This is a genomic window from Pantoea sp. B623, assembly GCF_024814475.1.
Taxonomy (GTDB): Bacteria; Pseudomonadota; Gammaproteobacteria; order Enterobacterales; family Enterobacteriaceae; genus Pantoea; species Pantoea ananatis.
The window spans coordinates 2,434,893-2,455,933 of sequence record NZ_JANUXM010000004.1 but is presented as its reverse complement, the minus strand read 5'-3'; the positions used below and the strand labels follow the sequence as shown (position 1 = coordinate 2,455,933).

Annotated in this window: 18 protein-coding genes; 15 read left to right on the top strand and 3 right to left on the bottom strand. The window is 54.2% G+C overall.

The annotated features are described in order from the left end of the window. Positions 1 to 15: 15 nt before the first annotated feature. The 3 genes from NXS97_RS13165 to glmS all read left to right on the top strand — a co-directional run bounded on the left by NXS97_RS13165 (position 16) and on the right by glmS (position 3,940). Positions 16 to 435: a F0F1 ATP synthase subunit epsilon gene (locus NXS97_RS13165; protein ID WP_013023936.1), complete on the top strand. Its 420-nt coding sequence runs from the start codon at positions 16 to 18 to the stop codon at positions 433 to 435. Positions 436 to 596: 161 nt separating this feature from the next. Then, on the top strand, positions 597 to 1,967 hold the full coding sequence (gene glmU / locus NXS97_RS13160) for a bifunctional UDP-N-acetylglucosamine diphosphorylase/glucosamine-1-phosphate N-acetyltransferase GlmU (RefSeq protein ID WP_013023937.1): 1,371 nt from the start codon (positions 597 to 599) through the stop codon (positions 1,965 to 1,967). Between the two features lie 143 nt (positions 1,968 to 2,110). Beyond that, entirely contained in the window at positions 2,111 to 3,940 is a 1,830-nt protein-coding gene (glmS, locus tag NXS97_RS13155; RefSeq protein ID WP_013023938.1) for a glutamine--fructose-6-phosphate transaminase (isomerizing), read from the top strand. A 43-nt stretch (positions 3,941 to 3,983) separates the two neighbouring features. On the opposite strand, the gene NXS97_RS13150 is transcribed toward glmS, so the two are convergent. After that, on the bottom strand, positions 3,984 to 4,367 hold the full coding sequence (locus NXS97_RS13150; RefSeq protein WP_014332964.1) for a hypothetical protein: 384 nt from the start codon (positions 4,365 to 4,367) through the stop codon (positions 3,984 to 3,986). A gap of 176 nt (positions 4,368 to 4,543) precedes the next feature. Between NXS97_RS13150 and pstS the strand changes: the two genes are divergently transcribed. From pstS to NXS97_RS13120, 6 genes are all read left to right on the top strand, one after another. Further along, on the top strand, positions 4,544 to 5,587 hold the full coding sequence (pstS, locus tag NXS97_RS13145; RefSeq protein WP_014332963.1) for a phosphate ABC transporter substrate-binding protein PstS: 1,044 nt from the start codon (positions 4,544 to 4,546) through the stop codon (positions 5,585 to 5,587). Between the two features lie 86 nt (positions 5,588 to 5,673). Further along, positions 5,674 to 6,636 carry a phosphate ABC transporter permease PstC gene (pstC, locus tag NXS97_RS13140; RefSeq protein ID WP_013023941.1) on the top strand — a complete coding sequence of 321 codons (963 nt, stop codon included), beginning with the start codon at positions 5,674 to 5,676 and terminating at the stop codon, positions 6,634 to 6,636. Beyond that, entirely contained in the window at positions 6,633 to 7,523 is an 891-nt protein-coding gene (pstA, locus tag NXS97_RS13135; protein ID WP_013023942.1) for a phosphate ABC transporter permease PstA, read from the top strand. Before pstC ends, pstA begins: the two co-directional genes overlap by 4 nt. Before the next feature lie 44 nt (positions 7,524 to 7,567). Next, positions 7,568 to 8,341 (top strand): phosphate ABC transporter ATP-binding protein PstB, encoded by a 774-nt coding sequence (pstB, locus tag NXS97_RS13130; RefSeq protein ID WP_013023943.1) that lies wholly within the window; start codon positions 7,568 to 7,570, stop codon positions 8,339 to 8,341. Positions 8,342 to 8,358: 17 nt separating this feature from the next. Beyond that, entirely contained in the window at positions 8,359 to 9,093 is a 735-nt protein-coding gene (gene phoU / locus NXS97_RS13125; protein WP_013023944.1) for a phosphate signaling complex protein PhoU, read from the top strand. Between the two features lie 111 nt (positions 9,094 to 9,204). Beyond that, on the top strand, positions 9,205 to 10,443 hold the full coding sequence (locus tag NXS97_RS13120) for an MFS transporter (RefSeq protein WP_013023945.1): 1,239 nt from the start codon (positions 9,205 to 9,207) through the stop codon (positions 10,441 to 10,443). A 37-nt stretch (positions 10,444 to 10,480) separates the two neighbouring features. Here NXS97_RS13120 and xylB read toward each other — a convergent pair whose 3' ends face one another. Both xylB and xylA read right to left on the bottom strand, forming a co-directional pair. Continuing rightward, positions 10,481 to 11,926: a xylulokinase gene (xylB, locus tag NXS97_RS13115; protein WP_116220154.1), complete on the bottom strand. Its 1,446-nt coding sequence runs from the start codon at positions 11,924 to 11,926 to the stop codon at positions 10,481 to 10,483. Between the two features lie 17 nt (positions 11,927 to 11,943). After that, on the bottom strand, positions 11,944 to 13,266 hold the full coding sequence (gene xylA / locus NXS97_RS13110; protein ID WP_014332960.1) for a xylose isomerase: 1,323 nt from the start codon (positions 13,264 to 13,266) through the stop codon (positions 11,944 to 11,946). Between the two features lie 354 nt (positions 13,267 to 13,620). On the opposite strand from xylA, the gene xylF reads away from it, so the two are divergent. The 6 genes from xylF (at position 13,621) to NXS97_RS13080 (ending at position 20,844) form a co-directional block, all read left to right on the top strand. After that, positions 13,621 to 14,613 (top strand): D-xylose ABC transporter substrate-binding protein, encoded by a 993-nt coding sequence (gene xylF, locus NXS97_RS13105; protein WP_019104653.1) that lies wholly within the window; start codon positions 13,621 to 13,623, stop codon positions 14,611 to 14,613. 26 nt (positions 14,614 to 14,639) lie between these two features. Next, a complete protein-coding gene (locus NXS97_RS13100; protein ID WP_019104654.1) occupies positions 14,640 to 16,160 on the top strand; it encodes a xylose ABC transporter ATP-binding protein in 1,521 nt (506 codons plus the stop codon). Further along, a complete protein-coding gene (xylH, locus tag NXS97_RS13095) occupies positions 16,153 to 17,334 on the top strand; it encodes a xylose ABC transporter permease XylH (RefSeq protein ID WP_014332957.1) in 1,182 nt (393 codons plus the stop codon). The genes NXS97_RS13100 and xylH overlap by 8 nt, the downstream gene beginning before the upstream one ends. Before the next feature lie 92 nt (positions 17,335 to 17,426). After that, a complete protein-coding gene (xylR, locus tag NXS97_RS13090; RefSeq protein WP_014332956.1) occupies positions 17,427 to 18,602 on the top strand; it encodes a D-xylose utilization transcriptional activator XylR in 1,176 nt (391 codons plus the stop codon). Positions 18,603 to 18,987: 385 nt separating this feature from the next. Beyond that, complete coding sequence (locus NXS97_RS13085; protein ID WP_072137714.1) at positions 18,988 to 19,425, top strand: GNAT family N-acetyltransferase; 438 nt, start codon at positions 18,988 to 18,990, stop codon at positions 19,423 to 19,425. 321 nt (positions 19,426 to 19,746) lie between these two features. After that, entirely contained in the window at positions 19,747 to 20,844 is a 1,098-nt protein-coding gene (locus NXS97_RS13080) for an aldose 1-epimerase family protein (protein WP_105083422.1), read from the top strand. Positions 20,845 to 21,041: the final 197 nt, after the last annotated feature.

The following is a 21,041-nucleotide window of genomic DNA, read 5'->3' as shown; positions in this document are numbered from 1 at the left end:
CCCAGGAGGAAAATTATGGCTATGACTTATCACCTGGATGTTGTCAGCGCAGAGAGCCAACTGTTCTCTGGTCTGGTACAGAAAATTCAGGTGTCAGGTAGCGAAGGTGAACTGGGGATTTTCCCTGGCCATGCCCCGTTGCTGACTGCCATTAAGCCTGGAATGATCCGTATCGTGAAACAGCACGGCGAAGAGGAGTTTATTTACCTCTCTGGCGGCGTGCTGGAAGTGCAGCCTGGCAGCACCACCGTTCTGGCCGATACCGCGATTCGCGGTACCGATCTGGACGAAGCGCGTGCGCTGGAAGCAAAACGTAAAGCAGAAGAGCATATGAACAGCAGCCACGGCGACGTGGACTACGCTCAGGCCTCTGCGGAACTGGCAAAAGCCATTGCGAAACTGCGCGTGATCGAGCTGACCAAAAAAGCGATGTAATCCGGCTTTGTGCGTCACGAAATGCCAGCCCATTGGGTTGGCATTTTTTTTGCGTGGCGGTAAAGCAAAAGGATGCTGGCTAATTTCGGGCCGAGAAAAATGTAGTAATCTCAGCGCTAAATCGTTTAACTTTCTTCAGTCTACAATCAGTCAGGATAGATATGTCTAACAGTGCGATGAGTGTGGTGATTCTTGCGGCTGGCAAGGGCACCCGTATGTATTCCGATCTGCCGAAAGTGTTGCATACGCTGGCAGGAAAACCGATGGTTCAGCACGTCATTGATGCCGCAAAGGGCCTTGGCGCAAAGCATGTGCATTTGGTATACGGGCACGGTGGTGACCAACTCAAAGCAACGTTAAACGACAGCACAGTAAACTGGGTGCTACAGGCAGAGCAGCTGGGTACGGGCCACGCTATGCAGCAGGCGGCCCCTCACTTCTCCGATGACGAAGACATCATGATGCTCTATGGTGATGTCCCGCTGATTTCTGAAGCTACCTTACAGCGTCTGCGCGAAGCAAAACCCGCGGGCGGTATCGGTTTATTAACGGTCGTCCTGGATAATCCCACCGGTTACGGTCGCATCGTACGCGACAATGACACCATCGTAGGCATTGTTGAACAAAAAGATGCCACGCCTTCTCAACTGACCATTAACGAAATCAATACCGGTATCCTGATCGCCAATGGCGGCGATCTTAAGCGCTGGCTGTCCCAGTTGAATAACAATAATGCTCAGGGCGAATTCTACATTACCGATATTATTGCCCTGGCGCATGAAGAAGGTCGGGTGATTAATGCAGTGCATCCGGCCCGCAATAGCGAAACTGACGGTGTCAATAATCGCCTGCAACTGGCCACGCTTGAGCGGACTTACCAAAGCGAGCAGGCTGAAAAACTGCTGTTGGCAGGCGTCATGCTCCGCGATCCTGCGCGTTTCGATCTGCGTGGCACCCTGCAGCATGGCCGTGATGTTGAAATTGACACCAACGTTATCATTGAAGGCCAGGTGACGCTGGGCAACCGGGTCAAAATTGGTGCTGGCTGCGTCATCAAAAACAGCGTTATCGGGGATGACTGTGATATCAGCCCCTATTCGGTGATCGAGGATGCAAATCTGGCTGCAGACTGTACCGTAGGGCCATTTGCGCGTCTGCGCCCGGGAAGTGAGCTGGCTCAGGCCGCGCACGTAGGTAATTTTGTCGAGATGAAGAAAGCCCGACTGGGTAAAGGGTCCAAAGCGGGTCACCTCTCTTACCTGGGCGATGCCGAGATTGGTGCCAATGTGAATATTGGGGCGGGAACGATCACCTGTAATTACGATGGCGCGAATAAATTCAAAACGATCATTGGCGATAACGTCTTTGTAGGATCGGACACGCAGCTGGTCGCGCCGGTCAATGTGGCGGCAGGCGCGACTATCGCAGCGGGCACCACGGTAATGAAAGATGTCTCTGCAGCCGATCTGGTCTATAACCGTAAAGAACAGAACCATAAAGCCGGTTGGCAACGTCCGCAGAAGAAAAAATAATTTTACGGCCCGTGGTACACGGGCCGCTTGCAGTGCCAAAACTATAATCCCCACTCTCTACAAGGCTCGGGGAACCGGCAAAGCCGGACTATCAGGTCATATGACAACGCAATGGCGAACAGCCATGAAGTCAGGAAATAACTATGTGTGGAATTGTTGGCGCAGTAGCACAACGTGATATCGCTGAAATTTTGTTAGAAGGGTTACGCCGCCTGGAGTACCGCGGTTATGACTCAGCCGGTCTTGCCGTCGTCGATCAGCAGGGGCACGTAACGCGCCTGCGTCGTCTGGGAAAGGTTCAGATGCTGGCTGCCGCCGCAGAAGAACAGCCCCTAGTCGGCGGAACAGGTATTGCTCACACCCGCTGGGCAACTCATGGCGAGCCCTCAGAAGCCAACGCGCATCCGCACGTTTCTGAGCACATCGTTATCGTCCATAACGGCATTATTGAAAACCATGAGCCCCTGCGTGAAGCGCTGATGGCGAAGGGTTATCACTTCGCCTCAGAAACCGATACCGAAGTGGTGGCGCATCTGGTCCATCTGGAACAGAAACAGGGCGGCTCGCTGCGTGAAGTTGTACAGCGCGTGATCCCTCAGCTGCGCGGCGCCTATGGCATGGTGATTATGGACAGCCGCGATCCGTCGCTGCTGGTGGCGGCTCGTTCCGGAAGTCCGCTGGTCATTGGCCGTGGTGTGGGTGAAAACTTTATCGCTTCTGACCAACTGGCGCTGCTACCGGTCACTCGCCGCTTCATTTATCTGGAAGAGGGCGATATCGCTGAAATTAGCCGTCGTGATGTCACCATCATTGATGGCAACGGCAATAACGTCCGTCGTGAAGAGATCGAGTCCAGCGTGCAGTATGATGCGGGCGACAAAGGCCAATATCGTCACTACATGCAGAAAGAGATCTATGAGCAACCGAATGCGATTAAAAACACCTTAACAGGGCGTTTTAACCACGGTGAAGTGGATCTCAGTGAACTGGGGCCAAATGCAGAAGCCCTGCTCAGCAAGGTTGAGCATGTTCAGATCATTGCCTGCGGCACCTCATATAACTCCGGTATGGTTTCGCGTTACTGGTTCGAGGCGCTGGCAAACGTCCCTTGCGACGTCGAAATCGCGTCTGAATTCCGCTATCGCAAATCTGCTGTGCGTAAAAACAGCCTGCTGATTACCCTCTCTCAGTCGGGTGAAACCGCTGATACGCTGGCTGCGCTGCGCCTGTCCAAAGAGCTGGGTTATCTGGGTTCGCTGGCTATCTGTAACGTCGCGGGTTCGTCGCTGGTGCGCGAATCCGATCTGGCGCTGATGACCAAAGCGGGCACTGAGATTGGTGTGGCCTCCACAAAGGCCTTTACCACCCAACTCACCGTGCTGCTGATGCTGGTGGCAAAACTCGGCCGCCTCAACGGCATGTCCGCAGAAAAAGAGCATGAGATTGTTCATGGTCTGCAGGCGTTGCCAAGCCGCATTGAGCAAATGCTGGCGCAGGATAAGCTGATTGAAAACCTGGCTGAAGATTTCTCTGATAAGCACCATGCGCTGTTCCTGGGTCGTGGCGATCAATATCCGATCGCCATGGAAGGGGCGCTGAAGCTGAAGGAAATTTCGTATATTCATGCGGAAGCCTATGCTGCGGGTGAACTCAAGCACGGTCCGCTGGCGCTAATCGATGCTGACATGCCGGTCATCGTGGTGGCACCGAACAACGAGCTGTTAGAGAAGCTGAAATCGAATATCGAAGAGGTGCGCGCGCGCGGCGGTCTGCTGTACGTGTTTGCCGATCAGGATGCCGGTTTCAGTGACAGCGAGGGAATGAAGATCATTCCCTTGCCGCACGTTGAAGAGGCCATTGCGCCTATCTTCTATACCGTGCCGCTCCAGCTACTCTCCTATCATGTCGCCCTGATTAAAGGCACCGATGTGGATCAGCCGCGTAATCTGGCGAAATCGGTTACGGTCGAGTAAAGCCTCTCACGCGTGAATCCCACCAGGGATTCACGCGTTCCATTTATTTGATTTTGCTGCTGACTTGCTCAATTACGCGCTGCTGATCGCTGATTTTACGGTTAGCCTCATCGAGTGAGCGTTGCAGGTTATTGATCGTATCTTCATTTTTACTGAGCTTTTGTGTGAGCTGGTTGAGGGTATCAGTCTGGTTTTCTTGCGTTTTTAATAATTTCTCTACATTCTCCTTCGTTTTACTCACATCCTCAGCATTGACAGAAGCTTGTCTGACCGCGCCACCACTATCAATTGTAGCCAGAGTGCCTCTGTTATCTGTCATTGCAAAAGATTCATCCGAATGAATCTGCGGTACGTCGTACGCCTGGGCGCTGGCCAGCGTACAGAGGACGACGATATTGCCTACCAGAAGCTTCTTCATAAATTTCATCGAACATGTCCTTTTCAATAGTGGGCTTGTAAAAATTAGCAATAATTGTGTCTGTCATATAACTGTAATATTAACTACATTTTTCTGTCACTAAACTGTCCTATTTTCCCTCCTGCAGCAATCACTGACTCTTACTAAAAAGGCACTTAGCCTGACTTTTCTCCCCTGGAGGGAACATGACACTGATGCGTAGCACCGTAGCCCGAATCCTCGCCGCCTCTCTTGCCGTTAGTGCGGTTTCTGCCTTTGCAGCCACCGATCTGACTGGTGCTGGCGGTACATTCCCGGCGCCGGTTTATGCCAAGTGGGCAGCAGAGTATCAGCAAGCCACCGGTAGCAAAATTAACTATCAGGGCATTGGTTCATCTGGCGGTGTAAAACAAATTATCGCCAAAACCGTTGATTTCGGTGCGTCCGATGCGCCTATGAAAGACGAAGATCTGCAGAAGAATGGGCTGTTCCAGTTCCCTACCGTGATCGGTGGTGTGGTGCTGGCGGTTAACCTGCCAGGCGTAAAATCTGGCCAACTGACGCTGGACGGAAAAACCGTAGGTGATATCTATCTCGGCAATATCAAGAAGTGGAACGATCCAGCGATCGTTAAACTGAACCCGGGCGTGAAACTGCCAGACACCAACATCAACGTGGTGCGCCGCGCGGATGGTTCAGGTACCTCTTTCGTTTTCACCAGCTACCTGGCGAAAGTCAATGAAGAGTGGAACAGCAAAATTGGTAAAGGAAACACCGTTAACTGGCCAACCGGTCTGGGCGGTAAAGGTAACGACGGCGTTGCGGCGTTCGTTCAGCGTCTGCCAGGCTCCATTGGTTACGTTGAGTACGCGTATGCCAAACAGAATAACCTGACCTACACCAAGCTGATGGATGCAGACGGTAAGGCCGTTGCGCCAAGCGAAATCAGCTTCTCTAATGCCGCAAAAGGCGCAGACTGGAGCAAATCGTTTGCCCAGGATCTGACCTTCCAGAAAGGCAATGATGCATGGCCGATCACCTCAACCACCTTTATCCTGATTTACAAAGACCAGGCTAATGCGGCGAAAGGTGCAGAAGTACTGAAATTCTTCGACTGGGCTTATAAAGACGGCGGCAAAACGGCTAACGCCCTGGATTATGCCACCCTGCCTGAGAGCGTAGTTCAGCAGATCCGTGCCGCATGGAAAGCCAATATCAAAGACAGTTCAGGTAAAGCGCTTTACAAGTAAGTGAATGACCCTGGCCGGACATCAGTCTGGTCAGCCTTCAGGGGCGGCGTCTGCCGCCCTGATAACTTCTGAGGACTGAGACTTCTATGGCTGCAACGAAGTCGGCATTCAAAGCCCCAGGCAAGCAAGGTGACAGAGTTTTCGGTGCACTGGTAAAACTCTCTGCGCTGATCGTCTTGTTACTGATGGGCGGCATCATTGTCTCCCTGATCTTCTCTTCCTGGCCGAGCATACAGAAATTTGGTTTCGCGTTTTTGTGGACCAAAACCTGGGACGCCCCTAACGAACAATTTGGTGCGCTGGTACCGATTTACGGTACGCTCGTCACCTCAATCATTGCCCTGATTATTGCGGTACCGGTCAGTTTCGGTATTGCGCTTTTCCTTACTGAACTCGCACCAGGCTGGTTACGTCGTCCACTGGGGACCGCCATTGAGCTGTTAGCGGCGATCCCCAGCATTGTTTACGGCATGTGGGGCTTATTTGTTTTTGCGCCACTGTTCGCACAGTACTTCCAGACGCCGGTTGGCGATGTGATGTCGGGCATTCCTATCATTGGCGAGCTGTTTTCTGGCCCCGCATTTGGTATCGGTATCCTGGCCGCAGGCGTTATCCTGGCCATCATGATCATCCCCTACATTGCCTCGGTAATGCGCGACGTGTTCGAACAGACGCCGGTGATGATGAAAGAGTCGGCTTACGGCATTGGCTGTACGACCTGGGAAGTGATTTGGCGTATTGTTCTGCCCTTCACCAAAAATGGGGTGATCGGCGGTGTCATGCTCGGTCTGGGACGTGCACTGGGTGAAACCATGGCCGTGACCTTTATTATCGGTAATACCTACCAGTTAGACAGCGCCTCGCTGTTTATGCCCGGCAACAGTATCACCTCCGCGCTGGCGAACGAATTCGCTGAAGCAGAATCAGGCGTACACGTTGCGGCCCTGATGGAGCTGGGCCTGATTCTGTTTGTGATTACCTTTATCGTGCTGGCGATTTCAAAGTTAATGATTATGCGGCTGGCCAAAAGTGAAGGAGCGCGATCATGACAACAATGGAAGTACAGGCTCGCGCTGAGCTGGAAGCGTCACGTCGTAAGATGCAGTCGTGGCGCAGTACCAAAAACAAAATTGCGCTGACAATGTCGTTACTGACCATGGCTTTTGGCCTGTTCTGGTTAGTGTGGATTCTGTTTACTACGGTAAGCCGTGGCATTGATGGTTTGTCATGGTCGCTGTTTACGGAGTCCACTCCGCCGCCAAACACCGCGGGTGGTGGCTTAGCCAATGCCCTGGCGGGAAGCGGTTTACTGATTTTCTGGTCTACCTTCTTCGGTACGCCGTTGGGCATCATGGCCGGCGTTTATCTGGCAGAGTACGGACGCAAATCAGCACTGGCAGAAGTGATTCGTTTTATTAATGACATTCTGCTGTCAGCGCCATCGATTGTGGTTGGCCTGTTTGTCTACACCATCGTCGTGGCGCAGATGCACCACTTCTCCGGCTGGGCCGGCGTGATTGCGCTGGCGCTGCTGCAGGTTCCGATAGTGATTCGAACCACGGAAAACATGTTGCGACTGGTACCAGACAGCATGCGCGAAGCCGCCTATGCGTTGGGTACGCCGAAATGGAAGATGATCTCGGCGATTACGCTCAAGGCGTCGGTTTCCGGCATCATCACCGGTGTGCTGTTAGCGATTGCCCGTATCGCCGGTGAAACCGCGCCGCTGCTGTTTACTGCGCTGTCGAATCAGTTCTGGAGCACCGACATGATGCAGCCCGTGGCTAACCTTCCGGTCACCATATTTAAATTCGCCATGAGCCCGTTTGCCGAGTGGCAGAGCCTGGCCTGGGCTGGCGTATTGATTATTACCCTGTGCGTGCTGCTGCTGAATATCGTAGCAAGAGTGGTTTTCGCCAAGGGTAAACACGGTTAACTACCGACACTGCCCTGTGCGGTGTCGATTAAGAGAGAAAAACAATGAGTACTGCGACTGCGTCAGCCGGAAAAATCGAGGTTCGTAACCTGAATTTCTATTACGGCAAGTTTCACGCTCTGAAAAACATTAATCTGGATATTGCTAAAAACCAGGTTACGGCGTTTATTGGGCCATCAGGCTGTGGTAAGTCCACCCTGCTGCGCACTTTCAACAAAATGTATTCGCTCTATCCGGATCAGCGTGCCGAAGGTGATATTCTGCTGGATGGTGACAATATTCTGGCGTCGCATCAGGATATCGCGCTGTTGCGGGCGCGCGTTGGCATGGTGTTTCAGAAGCCAACGCCTTTCCCAATGTCAATTTATGACAACATCGCTTTCGGCGTGCGCCTGTTCGAGAAGCTGTCTCGTGCCGACATGGATGAGCGCGTGCAGTGGGCCCTGACCAAAGCGGCCCTGTGGAACGAAACCAAAGACAAGCTGCACCAGAGTGGCTACAGCCTGTCGGGTGGACAGCAGCAGCGTTTATGCATTGCCCGCGGCATCGCTATCCGTCCGGAAGTGCTGCTGCTGGATGAGCCATGCTCAGCCCTGGATCCGATTTCCACCGGCCGTATCGAAGAATTAATTACCGAACTGAAGCAGGATTATACGGTTGTGATCGTGACCCATAACATGCAGCAGGCTGCACGGTGTTCCGACCACACGGCATTTATGTATCTGGGCGAACTGATTGAGTTCAGCGACACCGACACGCTGTTCACCAAGCCGGCACAGAAACAAACAGAAGACTACATCACAGGTCGCTACGGCTGATTTGACAGGAGATCGCCATGGACAGTTTAAATCTGAATAAACACATCTCCGGTCAGTTCAACGCTGAACTGGAGCACATCCGCACTCAGGTGATGATTATGGGCGGGCTGGTCGAGCAACAGCTGACCGATGCGATTACCGCCATGCATAACCTGGACGGTGAGCTGGCCCAGCGCGTCATCGATGGCGACCAGAAGGTCAACATGATGGAAGTGGAGATTGATGAGGCTTGCGTGCGCATCATTGCCAAACGCCAGCCTACTGCGATTGACCTGCGTCTGGTTATGGCAATTATTAAGACCATTTCCGAGCTGGAACGTATCGGCGACGTGGCCGAGAAAATCAGCCGTACCGCACTGGAGAAGTTTGGTCAGCAACATCTGCCTCTGCTGGTCAGCCTGGAATCCCTGGGCCGCCACACCGTACAGATGCTGCATGACGTACTGGACGCGTTTGCACGTATGGATCTTAACGAAGCCGTTCAGATCTACCGCGAAGATAAAAAAGTGGATAAAGAGTACGAGGGGATTGTGCGTCAGCTGATGACTTACATGATGGAAGATCCCCGTACGATTCCCAGCGTGTTAACTGCACTGTTCTGCGCCCGCGCCATCGAGCGTATTGGTGACCGCTGCCAGAACATCTGCGAAATTATTTTCTACTTCGTCAAAGGTCAGGATTTCCGTCACGTCGGCGGAGACAAGCTTGATGAGCTCTTATCCGGCGACGACGGCAGTAATAAACCTTCTTGATTCTGCACAACCGTGTGCTATTCAGGCGCACGGTTGCGGCTATTCTGCATAGACCTCATCAGCATCGCTCTTTATACTTGCGCCAGTTTTTTAACCAACGGGTGCTGACTCATGTCCTCTTCTTCCTCTTCTAAGCAGAGCGTTACGCCTGCCAAAGCGATGCTGGCTGCCGTCAGCGGTTATGCCATGGATGGATTCGACCTGCTGATTCTGGGATTTATGCTGCCTGCCATTAGCCTGTCGCTGGCGCTTGATCCCTCACAGGCGGGCTCGCTGGTGACCTGGACGCTGATTGGTGCCGTGATTGGCGGCATCGTGTTTGGCCATCTCAGCGATCGTTACGGGCGTATTCGTGTCTTAACCATTACGATACTGATGTTCTCCGTTTTTACCGGCCTGTGCGCGGTGGCTCAGGGTTACTGGGATCTGCTGGCGTACCGCACGCTGGCTGGAATGGGGCTCGGCGGCGAGTTTGGTATCGGCATGGCGCTGATTGCGGAAGCCTGGCCGGCAGAGAAGCGCAACCGCGCATCGGCGTGGGTCGGGATCGGCTGGCAACTGGGGGTTCTGCTGGCGGCGTTTATCACGCCGCCGTTGCTGAGTGTTATTGGCTGGCGCGGGATGTTCCTTGTGGGGCTGCTGCCCGCGCTGGTGTCGTTTATCATTCGCCGCAGCATGGGCGAACCTGAGAGCTTTACCCGTCAGATCAAACATGTTCCCTCGCTGTCTTTTCCCGCCCGACTGAAATTGCTGGTTAAAGACCGCGCCACCAGCAAGGCCAGTCTGGGGATCTTTATTCTCTGCTCCGTCCAGAACTTTGGTTATTACGGCCTGATGATCTGGATGCCGAGCTACCTCTCATCAAACTTCGGTTTCAGCCTGACAAAATCCGGCCTCTGGACGGCAGTAACCGTGGTCGGCATGACTTTTGGCATCTGGTTGTTTGGCGTGCTGGCGGACCGCTTTGCACGTTGGAAAATTTTCCTGCTTTATCAGTTCGGCGCAGTCGTGATGGTTGTGGTTTATGCGCAACTGCGCGATCCCACCGTTATGCTGTTTACGGGCGCCCTGATGGGGCTGTTTGTTAATGGCATGATCGGCGGATACGGTGCACTAATCTCGGATACCTTCCCACCGCAGGTGCGCGCGACCGCGCAAAATGTGTTGTTTAACCTGGGACGTGGCGTCGGTGGATTCGGCCCGCTGGTGATCGGCCTGCTGGCAGGCAAGTTTTCTTTCGTGGCGGCCATTACCTTACTGGCGCTCATCTACCTGCTGGATATTGTGGCAACGCTGTTCCTGCTGCCGAAGAAGCAGAGTCAGGACGATGCGCTGGGGGCAATTGGTTAAGTGAAAAGGGGGCAACACAGTTTGCCCCCTTTCTGGATTACTGCTGCATCAACGGCAGCAGCTGCTGATACAGCCGGCTGAACGTCTCACGTCTCGGCTGATAGTGCGCATGACGCGCCGGGTCCGGCTGGTGGCGCTGCACCTGCTTCAAGGCAGGCACGGTCAGATTCTCATCCAGCGCCATTTGCGCCAGACGGGCTGCGCCCAGCGCGGGTCCGACATCGCCACCTTCGCAGTAATCCAGCGTCTGTCCGCTGATATCCGCCAGCATCTGGCGCCAGTAACCGCTACGGGCGCCGCCGCCAATCAGCATGATACTACTGGGCGTCACACCACATTCGTGTACCACATCCATGCCTTCGGCCAGTGCAAAACCAACGCCTTCCAGCACGGCTTGCGCCAGCTCTGGTCGTCCGTGCTGGTGGGTAAAGCCAAAGAAGCTGCCACAGGCGTGCGGATTATTATGCGGCGTGCGTTCCCCCGACAGATAAGGCAAAAACCACAGCGGCGGCGCATCCTGTTTTGCCCGCTCCGCCTCTGACAATAAATGAGGAACATCGTCGCAGCCGGTCAGCGCAGCCGCCCAGTCAAGGCAGGACGCAGCACTGAGCATCACTGACATCAGATGCCAGCGCTGTGGCAGGGCATGACAAAAGCTATGAACGGCACGTTGCGGATTACTGAGATAGCCGTCGCTAACCACAAAATAGACGCCGGACGTTCCCAGCGACAACATGCCTTGCCCCGGCGCTGTCATACCGACACCCACTGCGCCGGCAGCGTTATCGCCCCCTCCTGCCACCAGCGGCACCTGAGGCAGTTTCCAGCGCTGTGCGATATCCGCTGACAGCGCACTGGTAATCTGATTACCTTCAAACAGCGCAGGCATGTGGTGACGCGCCAGCCCGCAGGCCGCCAGCATCACATCACTCCAGTCACGCTTTTCCACATCCAGCCACATTGTGCCCGCCGCATCTGACATATCGCTGGCAAATTCGCCGCTCAGTCGCCAGCGCAGGTAATCTTTGGGCAACAGCACTTTTGCGACCTGAGCAAAAACGTCAGGCTCATGCTCTTTCAGCCACAGCAGCTTTGGCGCGGTGAAGCCCGGCATCATCAGGTTTCCGGTGATCTGACGCGATTCAGGCACCCGCTGTTCCAGCTCACGGCACTGATCGCCGCTGCGTCCGTCATTCCAGAGAATGGCCGGGCGCAGCACCTGATGCTGTACGTCAAGCAGCGTAGCGCCGTGCATCTGCCCGGTCAGGCCAATCGCTTTTACCCCACTCAGATCGTGCTGCTGGGCCAGTGCCTGTATCGCGCGGTCTGTCGCCAGCCACCAGCTTTCGGGATCTTGTTCGCTCCACAACGGCTGCGGGCGGGAAACCGTCAAGGGTGAGGTTTCCACCGCAACAACCACGCCTTGCTCATCCAGCAGCACAGCCTTAACGCCGGATGTGCCGATATCGATCCCGATTACCATGTCGCGCTCCTTACGGATTAAAAATCATAGAGATAGTGATTCACCAGGTTTTCCAGCTGCTCCTGACGTCCACTGTTGTGCTGCGGGTTAAACTGCTGCTGATGCGCATGGGCCGCCAGCGCGTCCAGAGAGAACTCGCCTTTCAAAATCTGCTGGCCGAACTCACCGTTCCAGCCGCTGTAGCGCTGCGCAACGCGTTTATCCAGCTCACCGTCAGACAGCATGCGCGCCGCGACTTTCAACGCCAGTGCCATGGTGTCCATCGCGCCAATATGACCATAGAACAGGTCATACTTATCGGTGCTCTGACGGCGCACTTTGGCATCAAAGTTTAGGCCGCCGGTCGTGAAACCGCCTGCTTTGATGATTTCGTACATCACCAGCGCGTTTTCTTCCACGCTGACCGGGAACTGGTCCGTATCCCAGCCGCACTGCGGATCACCACGGTTAGCATCCACCGAACCAAACACGCCAAGGGCAATGGCCGTTGCAATTTCATGATGGAAAGCGTGGCCGGCCAGCGTCGCATGGTTCGCTTCGACGTTCACCTTAATCTCTTTTTCCAGACCAAACTGCTTCAGGAAGCCATAAACCGTGGCGACATCATAATCATACTGATGCTTGGTGGGTTCCTGCGGCTTAGGTTCGATCAGCAGCGTGCCCTGGAAGCCGATTTTGTGCTTGTGCTCCACCACCATTTGCATAAAGCGGCCGATCTGCTCGCGCTCCTGGCGCAGGTCGGTATTTAACAGGGTTTCGTATCCTTCGCGACCGCCCCACAGCACATAGTTTTCGCCGCCCAGCGTCTGGGTGGCTTTCATGGCACTGCATACCTGGCTGGCTGCCCAGGAAAACACCTCCGGATCGGGACTGGTTGCAGCGCCTGCACCATAACGCGGATGGGTGAAACAGTTCGCTGTGCCCCACAGCAGCTTAAGCCCGGTTTCCTGCTGCTTTTCCAGCAGTTTATCGGTCATGACGGCCAGGTTTTCGCGATAGCTTTTCAGCGAATCCCCTTCCGGTGACACGTCCACATCGTGGAAGCAGTAATAGGGCACGTTCAGCTTGTGAAAAAACTCAAACGCCACGTCCGCTTTGAGTTTGGCCAGATCCAGCGCCTCGCCCGCTTTCTGCCACGGACGATCAAACGCACCCGCGCCAAACATATCGGCACCGTTCCAGCAGAACGTATGCCAGTAACAGGCGGCGAAGCGCAGATGCTCGGCCATGGTTTTACCCATGATCACTTCATCCGGATTGTAGTGACGGAACGCCAGAGGATTGGTGGTTTTTGTTCCTTCGTAGCGAACGCGATCAAGCTGGTCAAAATAAGCGTGCATGGTTTGCTCCTTAGCATCGGCCCCGAATGGGTTACCCAGAAGCGTTATTGTGCGTACCCGCTCTCAGCGCGCTCAATTACGATATTTCACACAGCCGGTAAGATAATTATTTATTGTGCACTTGCTCGCAAAAAAATATGAAGGCTTTATGACGCCCGACAGGTCCTATCTCGCAATCGGTGAGTCTGAAAATGTAAAATTTTCGATCGCGCTCATAAATACAGAAATAAACCAAAAAACGTAATAGCGGGATAAAAATCAGTAATTGCTGGCAGCAGAAAATAAGGTGAACAATTCATCCGCCTGGTTCATAGCCTTACAACGACAATAACCGTACCCTACAGGATGACCATGATGAAAATGAAACCTGCATTACTCGCTGCCCTTGCAGCGCTGGCCCTGTTCAGCCAGGCCAGTCTGGCAAAAGAAGTCAAAATTGGCATGGCAATCGACGATTTGCGCCTGGAGCGCTGGCAAAAAGACCGTGACATCTTTGTCAAACAGGCTGAGGCGCAGGGCGCAAAAGTCTTCGTGCAGTCAGCCAATGGCAACGAAGAAACTCAGATGTCGCAAATTGAAAATATGATCAACCGTGGCGTTGATGTGCTGGTTATCATTCCCTACAACGGTCAGGTATTGAGTAACGTAGTGGCAGAAGCCAAACGTGAAGGGATTAAAGTGCTTGCCTATGACCGCATGATAAATAACGCCGACATCGATTTTTATATTTCCTTTGATAATGAAAAAGTGGGTGAAATGCAGGCGGAAAGCCTGGTGAAAAAGGTACCAAAAGGAAATTACTTCCTGATGGGCGGCTCACCTGTAGATAATAACGCCCGCCTGTTCCGCGCAGGACAAATGAAGGTGTTAAAACCTTACATCGATAACGGCAGTATTAAAATTGTTGGCGACCAGTGGGTGGATGCCTGGCTGCCGGAAAACGCGCTGAAAATTATGGAAAATGCCCTGACCGCCAATAAAAACAATATTGACGCAGTTGTCGCCTCGAACGATGCCACTGCGGGCGGTGCCATTCAGGCGCTAAGCGCTCAGGGGCTGGCCGGTAAAGTGGCCATTTCCGGGCAGGATGCGGATTTGGCTGCCATCAAACGCATTATGAACGGCACCCAGACCATGACCGTGTACAAACCCATCAAAGAGCTGGCTACCGAAGCCGCGAAGATTGCCATCGAGCTGGGCAACGGTCAGACGCCAGCCAGCAACGCCACGCTCAATAACGGCCTGAAAGACGTGCCAGCGCGCCTGTTGACACCGATTGAGGTCAACAAAGACAACATCGACAGCACCGTGGTGAAAGACGGTTTCCACAAGAAAAGCGAACTCTAATCGCGCTACGCGAAGGAGAGTAAACGATGTTGCTGGAAATGAAGAACATCACTAAGCGCTTTGGCGCGGTGAAGGCGCTGGATAACGTCAGCCTGCAGCTGGATGCCGGTGAAGTGCTGTCGCTGTGCGGTGAAAACGGCTCTGGCAAATCGACGCTGATGAAAATCCTGTGCGGGCTCTATCCGCACGGGGATTTCGACGGGCAGATTCGCTTTGCCGGGGAGGATATTCAGGCGCAAACCATCCGCGATACCGAACGCAAAGGCATTGTCATCATCCATCAGGAGCTGGCGCTGGTGCGGCAGCTCACGGTGATGGAGAACATCTTTCTCGGCGCAGAGCTGGGGCGCTTCGGCATGGTAGATGATGAAACCATGACGCTGCGCTGCCAGCAGCTGCTGGAGCGCGTCAAACTCAACGTCTCGCCGGATACGCGCGTGGGTGAGCTTGGCCTGGGGCAACAACAGCTGGTGGAGATTGCCCGTGCCCTTAACAAACAGGTGCGCTTACTGATCCTGGATGAACCCACCTCATCGCTGACCGAGCAGGAGACGACAGTGCTGCTCAGCATCATCCAGAACCTGCGCGGACACGGCATTGCCTGCGTGTACATCTCGCACAAGCTCAATGAAGTGAAGGCTATCTCGGACACGATCTGTGTCATCCGCGATGGTCAGCACATCGCCACCCGGCCAGCGGCAGGCCTGAGCGAAGATGACATCATCACCATGATGGTCGGACGCGAACTCACGGCGCTTTATCCTCATTCGCCTCACGACATTGGCGACACGGTATTGCAGGTCGATAACCTGACAGCCTGGCATCCGGTTAACCGTCACGTGAAGCGGGTGAATAACGTCTCCTTCACCCTGCGAAAGGGCGAAATTCTCGGCATCGCCGGATTAGTCGGTGCAGGCAGAACCGAAACCGTGCAGTGCCTGTTTGGCGTCTGGCCGGGACGCTGGCAGGGCGACATCGCGATCAATGGCCAAAAAGTCACGATTCGCGACTGTCAGCACGCTATCGCACACGGCATTGCCATGGTGCCGGAAGATCGTAAAAAAGACGGCATCGTGCCGCTGATGGGCGTAGGCAAAAACATCACGCTGGCCGCGCTGGACCAGTTCAGTCATCGGCTTTCCACCCTTGATGAGGCCGAAGAGCTGCGCGCCATCAACGCCGCCATTGCACGACTGCGGGTGAAAACCTCTTCGCCTGAGCTGCCGATTGGTCGCCTCAGCGGCGGTAATCAGCAAAAAGCGATTCTGGCGAAGTGCCTGCTGCTCAACCCGAAAATCCTGATTCTGGACGAGCCGACGCGCGGCATTGATGTTGGGGCGCGCCAGGAGATCTATGTGCTGATCAACGCCCTGGTAAAGCAGGGCATCTCGGTGATTGTGATTTCGTCTGAGCTGCCTGAAGTGCTGGGCCTGAGCGATCGCATTCTGGTTATGCATGAAGGGCAAATCAAAGCCGATCTGATTAACGACAATCTGACTCAGGAGCAGGTGATGGAAGCCGCCCTGCGGAGTGAACATTATGCTTAACAGCGAGAGTAAACCTGCCGTAGCGGCACCGGCTAACAAGCACGTATCCAGCAAGCTCGGCCTGCGTAACCTGCAGGTGCTGGTGATGCTGGGGGCGATTGTCTTGATTGCCCTGTTCTTTACCTGGACCACCGACGGCGCCTGGCTCAGTCCGCGCAACGTCTCTAACCTGCTGCGCCAGACGGCGATCACCGGCATTTTGGCCGTTGGCATGGTGTTTGTGATTATTTCCGCCGAGATCGATCTGTCTGTTGGATCCATGATGGGCCTGCTGGGCGGCGCGGCGGCAATCTTCGATGTCTGGCTGGGCTGGCCGCTGCCGCTGACTATCGTGGTCACGCTGGTGCTGGGGCTGTTGCTCGGCACCTGGAACGGTTGGTGGATAGCTTATCGCAAGGTCCCTTCATTTATCGTTACCCTGGCCGGTATGCTGGCGTTTCGCGGCATTCTGGTGGGCATCACCGATGGCACTACCGTGGCACCGACAAGCCCGGCGATGTCGCAGATCGGTCAAAGCTATCTGCCCGGCGGTATCGGTTTTGGCTTTGGCTTTGCGGGCCTGGCGCTGTTTATTCTGTGGCAGTGGCGCCTGCGGCTGCGCCGTCAGCAACTGGGTCTGGCTCAGCCAGCCGCCACCGGCACCGTAGCACGGCAGGCCATTACCGCCGTTCTGGTTCTGGGCGCGATCTGGCTGCTGAATGATTATCGCGGCGTACCGACACCGGTCCTGCTGCTGGCATTGCTCATGCTGGTGGGGATGTTTATGGCCACCCGCACCGCCTTCGGGCGGCGTATCTATGCTATTGGCGGCAACATTGATGCCGCGCGGCTCTCCGGCATCAACGTGGCGCGCACCAAGCTGGCGGTATTTGCCATCAACGGCCTGATGGTGGCGATTGCCGGGCTAATCCTCAGTTCGCGCCTGGGGGCCGGTTCGCCTTCCGCCGGGAATATCGCCGAGCTGGATGCGATCGCGGCCTGCGTTATTGGTGGTACCAGCCTGGCCGGCGGTGTCGGTTCCGTCGCGGGCGCGGTGATGGGCGCGTTTATTATGGCCTCGCTGGATAACGGCATGAGTATGATGGATGTGCCGACTTTCTGGCAGTACATCGTTAAAGGTGCGATTTTGCTGCTGGCCGTGTGGATGGACACTGCAACGCGCCGCCGCCTGTAATCGTGTGAACGATCACACTGTGGCGCAAACCATTTCTGTGGCGCATCCGGCTGTGCTATGCAATGCGCTGGGAGTTAAAGGGATGTGCCACTATGCATGAAAAACGATACCGCATTACCCTGCTGTTTAACGCCAACAAGGTTTACGATCGTCAGGTGGTAGAAGGCGTTGGCGAGTATTTACAGGCTTCGCAGACCAACTGGGATATTTTCATTGAGGAGGACTTCCGCTGCCGCATTGAGAATATCCATGAATGGCTGGGCGACGGCGTCATCGCAGATTATGACGACAGTGCCATTGAGCGTTCGCTGGCGGACGTGGCAGTGCCGATTGTCGGCGTAGGCGGCTCCTATCACCGTGAAGAGGATTATCCGCCAGTACACTACATCGCCACCGACAACAGTGCGCTGGTGGAAAGTGCCTTTCTGCACCTGAAAGCGCGCGGCATCAACCGTTTCGCCTTTTACGGTTTACCGGCTTCCAGCGGCAAACGCTGGGCGCAGGAGCGCGAACTGGCGTTTCGTAAAATGGTGATGCGCGAACGTTACATGGGCGTCGTCTATCAGGGCATGGAGACTGCCTCTGAGAACTGGCAGCATGCACAAAACCGCCTGGCCGACTGGCTGCAAACGCTTCCTCCCCATACCGGCATTATTGCCGTCACCGACGCCCGCGCGCGTCATCTGCTGCAGGCCTGCGAATACCTGAAGATTCCGGTGCCGGAGAAGCTGTGCGTGATTGGTATTGATAACGAAGAGCTGACGCGTTACCTGTCGCGGGTAGCGCTGTCCTCCGTGGTTCAGGGCTCGCGCCAGATGGGTTACCAGGCCGCCAAACTGCTGCATCGCCTGCTGGATAAGCAAACCCTGCCTCTGCAGCGTATCTTAGTACCGCCGGTAAAAGTCATTGCCCGCCGCTCTACGGACTTTCGCTCACTGCACGATCCCGCCGTGATCCAGGCGATGCACTTTATCCGCTTCAACGCCTGCAAGGGCATTAAGGTAGAGCAGGTGCTGGATGCGATTGGCATGTCGCGCTCAAACCTGGAGAAGCGTTTCCGGGATGAAACCGGCGACACGATTCATGCCATGATCCACCGTGAGAAGCTGGAGAAGGCTAGGGAGCTGCTGGCGGGCTCGTCGCTGAGCATCAATGAGATCTCCCAGATGTGCGGCTACCCGTCGCTCCAGTATTTCTACTCCGTGTTTAAAAAAAGCTATGCCACCACGCCGAAGGAGTACCGGCAGGAGAATGGTGAGGTGATGTAGATGCTTAACGCTTGCCTGGATCGCTGCATGAGGCAATAAGGTTAACCGCATCATTCGATCTTTTCACGAGCAACACTCGCGTATTCTGCTGAAGCTGGATGGCAAGAAACGGACAAAGGCACAGCAAAAAACGCTCACCAAGGGTGCCAGCTGACTCCCTTTCAAAAGGACAGGAAAACCGCCAGCGCGAAAATATCGTCTTAGTTTTTTGGTCACACCGTCTCACTTCTGCGCATCGGCTTGACGATGCTCTTAGTGAAGATGCCCTGCTGATAGCACCTGTCGTTATCATTACTGATAGTGCACCAATGTGCCTGCAAGAGTCGGGTAAAGCTCACCCGCATTGTCATCGCTTAGTTGTTGTTTTAACCAAAAGGAATTTCCAATGCTCAAGGTCCGCAAAGCCATACCAGAGGATTACTCTGCCTGGCTAACCCTCTGGAAAGGTTATCTGCATTTTTACGGACAGAACCTGGACGATGCCGTCACGTTATCTACCTGGCAGAGAATACAGTCGCCCGAATCAGCGTTAATGTGTTGGCTGGCCGAATTTGATGGCAAGGTGACGGGCTTCGTGGTCTGCGTGATACATGAAGGCACATGGTTTACACAGCCCGTATGCTATCTGGAAGATCTCTTCGTTGAAGAAAATGCGCGTGGCGTGGGAGCGGGAAAAGCGCTCATCACGCGGGTCTGCGATGAAGCCCGTGAGGCGGGCTGGGCAAAGGTGTACTGGGTGACAAATGAAAATAACCCCGCGCGTAAACTCTACGACAAGCTAGCCCAGGTTGATGATGTTGTTCGCTACAACGTCAGGTTCTGAAAACCGACCTCTCAGCACCTTCCCAATCGCACAGGAGACTGCCCTTATTAAAATAATAAGGGCAGAGATTAATAACCCCTCTCCCCTTATTATTGGCATCTGCCAATAATAAAAATAATCTGTGATAAATATCCCAATATTATAGTATTAAGATTCATTGCGACCCTTATTCATTTTCCCTCTGTTTTCAACGGCGCAGGAAGGCTTCTCCAACGGCTGACATTCCTAAAATAGAAGATCCCCCATTGAAATAAACTGTGCGCGATCACAAGATGGATTTGTTTACTAAAAAACGATAATCAGTAAATTTTGAGGCCAGTTATGCAACATACACTGTTACCGACCACCTTCCTGCTCCAGAAGGCATTTTTCCGTACCCAACCCGTAGAGGTCGTCAAGGCCGCGGGGTGCAGCGCGACATTATTTACCTATGAATCAGGAATCGAAGCCGTGCGGCTGAAAAACGCCCGAGGTCATCTGGTGGTGCTTCCTTATTTTGGTCAGATGATCTGGCAGGCCATGTTTGATGGCGTTGACCTGACAATGCAAAGCCGTTTTACCGAGCCACGTCCTGCCAGCGATATTGTCGGCACCTACGGCTGCTTTATGTATCACTCAGGGCTGCTGCGCAACGGTAACCCCACAGCGGAAGACACGCACGCTCTGCACGGTGAAATGCCTGTTGCACCTATGCAGCGGGCACGTATTGAAACGGGCGAGGATGCGCAGGGGCCGTGGCTGGCACTGGTGAGTGAGCGTGAATACCTGATGGGATTTGGTGACCATTATCTGGCCCAGCCGCGGGTGGTTATCCGTCCGGACAGCGCGACCTTTGAAGTGTGCATGGAGGTAGAGAACCTGTCGCGCAATCCCATGGATCTGATGTACATGTGCCATGCTAACTTTGCCTATGTCGAAGGCGCTCGCATCATTCAGCCTGCGGCCTTTACGGCGGCCGACACGGTGATCCGTTCGTCAGTACCGGCCATCGTGAAAGCGAATGATGCCTATCTGGCAAGGCTTGAGCAGCTCAGGCACGATCCCGCCAGCACAGAAGTGCTTAACGCTGAGTTGCAGCCCGATCCTGAACTGGTTTTCTACATCAAAAATCTGCGTAAAGCCGAGGATGGTCAGGTCCATGTCATGCTCAGGCGGCCGGAAGGTGATGCCTTTACGGTGAACTATAACCCGGAACACTTTCCGTTTCTGACGCGCTGGATTCTGGCGAATAACATGCAGAAGGTGTGCGCCTTCGCGATGCCGGCGACCTGCGGCGTTGAAGGTTATCTGGCAGAAAAGCGTGCCGGGAATGTGCGGTCACTGGCCGGAGGGGAACGGGCCTGCTTCAGCATCACGCTCGGTTACCTTAACGCGCAGGAAAGCCAGCATGAAGAAGCCCTGATCCACGATTCAGTTTGATCGCTGCCGCGATTTTGTTAATGAAATGTGTGAGCTTTATCAAAGAAGGAATCTTTATTGGTGGTAGGTAATTTACTTTATTTTTCATTTAAGTAAATTCTTGAGTGTGCCAGGACAATTATGCGGTTTGTTTTGGAAAATGGGAAAAACCCTTAACCTGTAGAACGGTTTATTTTCTCTTTTTATTACTACGAATA

Bases quoted from the DNA above. Each gene is read 5' to 3' on its own strand.
- NXS97_RS13165 (WP_013023936.1), top strand. From the start codon at position 16: ATGGCTATGACTTATCACCTGGATGTTGTCAGCGCAGAGAGCCAACTG.
- glmU (WP_013023937.1), top strand. From the start codon at position 597: ATGTCTAACAGTGCGATGAGTGTGGTGATTCTTGCGGCTGGCAAGGGC.
- glmS (WP_013023938.1), top strand. From the start codon at position 2,111: ATGTGTGGAATTGTTGGCGCAGTAGCACAACGTGATATCGCTGAAATT.
- NXS97_RS13150 (WP_014332964.1), bottom strand. From the start codon at position 4,367: ATGAAATTTATGAAGAAGCTTCTGGTAGGCAATATCGTCGTCCTCTGT.
- pstS (WP_014332963.1), top strand. From the start codon at position 4,544: ATGACACTGATGCGTAGCACCGTAGCCCGAATCCTCGCCGCCTCTCTT.
- pstC (WP_013023941.1), top strand. From the start codon at position 5,674: ATGGCTGCAACGAAGTCGGCATTCAAAGCCCCAGGCAAGCAAGGTGAC.
- pstA (WP_013023942.1), top strand. From the start codon at position 6,633: ATGACAACAATGGAAGTACAGGCTCGCGCTGAGCTGGAAGCGTCACGT.
- pstB (WP_013023943.1), top strand. From the start codon at position 7,568: ATGAGTACTGCGACTGCGTCAGCCGGAAAAATCGAGGTTCGTAACCTG.
- phoU (WP_013023944.1), top strand. From the start codon at position 8,359: ATGGACAGTTTAAATCTGAATAAACACATCTCCGGTCAGTTCAACGCT.
- NXS97_RS13120 (WP_013023945.1), top strand. From the start codon at position 9,205: ATGTCCTCTTCTTCCTCTTCTAAGCAGAGCGTTACGCCTGCCAAAGCG.
- xylB (WP_116220154.1), bottom strand. From the start codon at position 11,926: ATGGTAATCGGGATCGATATCGGCACATCCGGCGTTAAGGCTGTGCTG.
- xylA (WP_014332960.1), bottom strand. From the start codon at position 13,266: ATGCACGCTTATTTTGACCAGCTTGATCGCGTTCGCTACGAAGGAACA.
- xylF (WP_019104653.1), top strand. From the start codon at position 13,621: ATGAAAATGAAACCTGCATTACTCGCTGCCCTTGCAGCGCTGGCCCTG.
- NXS97_RS13100 (WP_019104654.1), top strand. From the start codon at position 14,640: ATGTTGCTGGAAATGAAGAACATCACTAAGCGCTTTGGCGCGGTGAAG.
- xylH (WP_014332957.1), top strand. From the start codon at position 16,153: ATGCTTAACAGCGAGAGTAAACCTGCCGTAGCGGCACCGGCTAACAAG.
- xylR (WP_014332956.1), top strand. From the start codon at position 17,427: ATGCATGAAAAACGATACCGCATTACCCTGCTGTTTAACGCCAACAAG.
- NXS97_RS13085 (WP_072137714.1), top strand. From the start codon at position 18,988: ATGCTCAAGGTCCGCAAAGCCATACCAGAGGATTACTCTGCCTGGCTA.
- NXS97_RS13080 (WP_105083422.1), top strand. From the start codon at position 19,747: ATGCAACATACACTGTTACCGACCACCTTCCTGCTCCAGAAGGCATTT.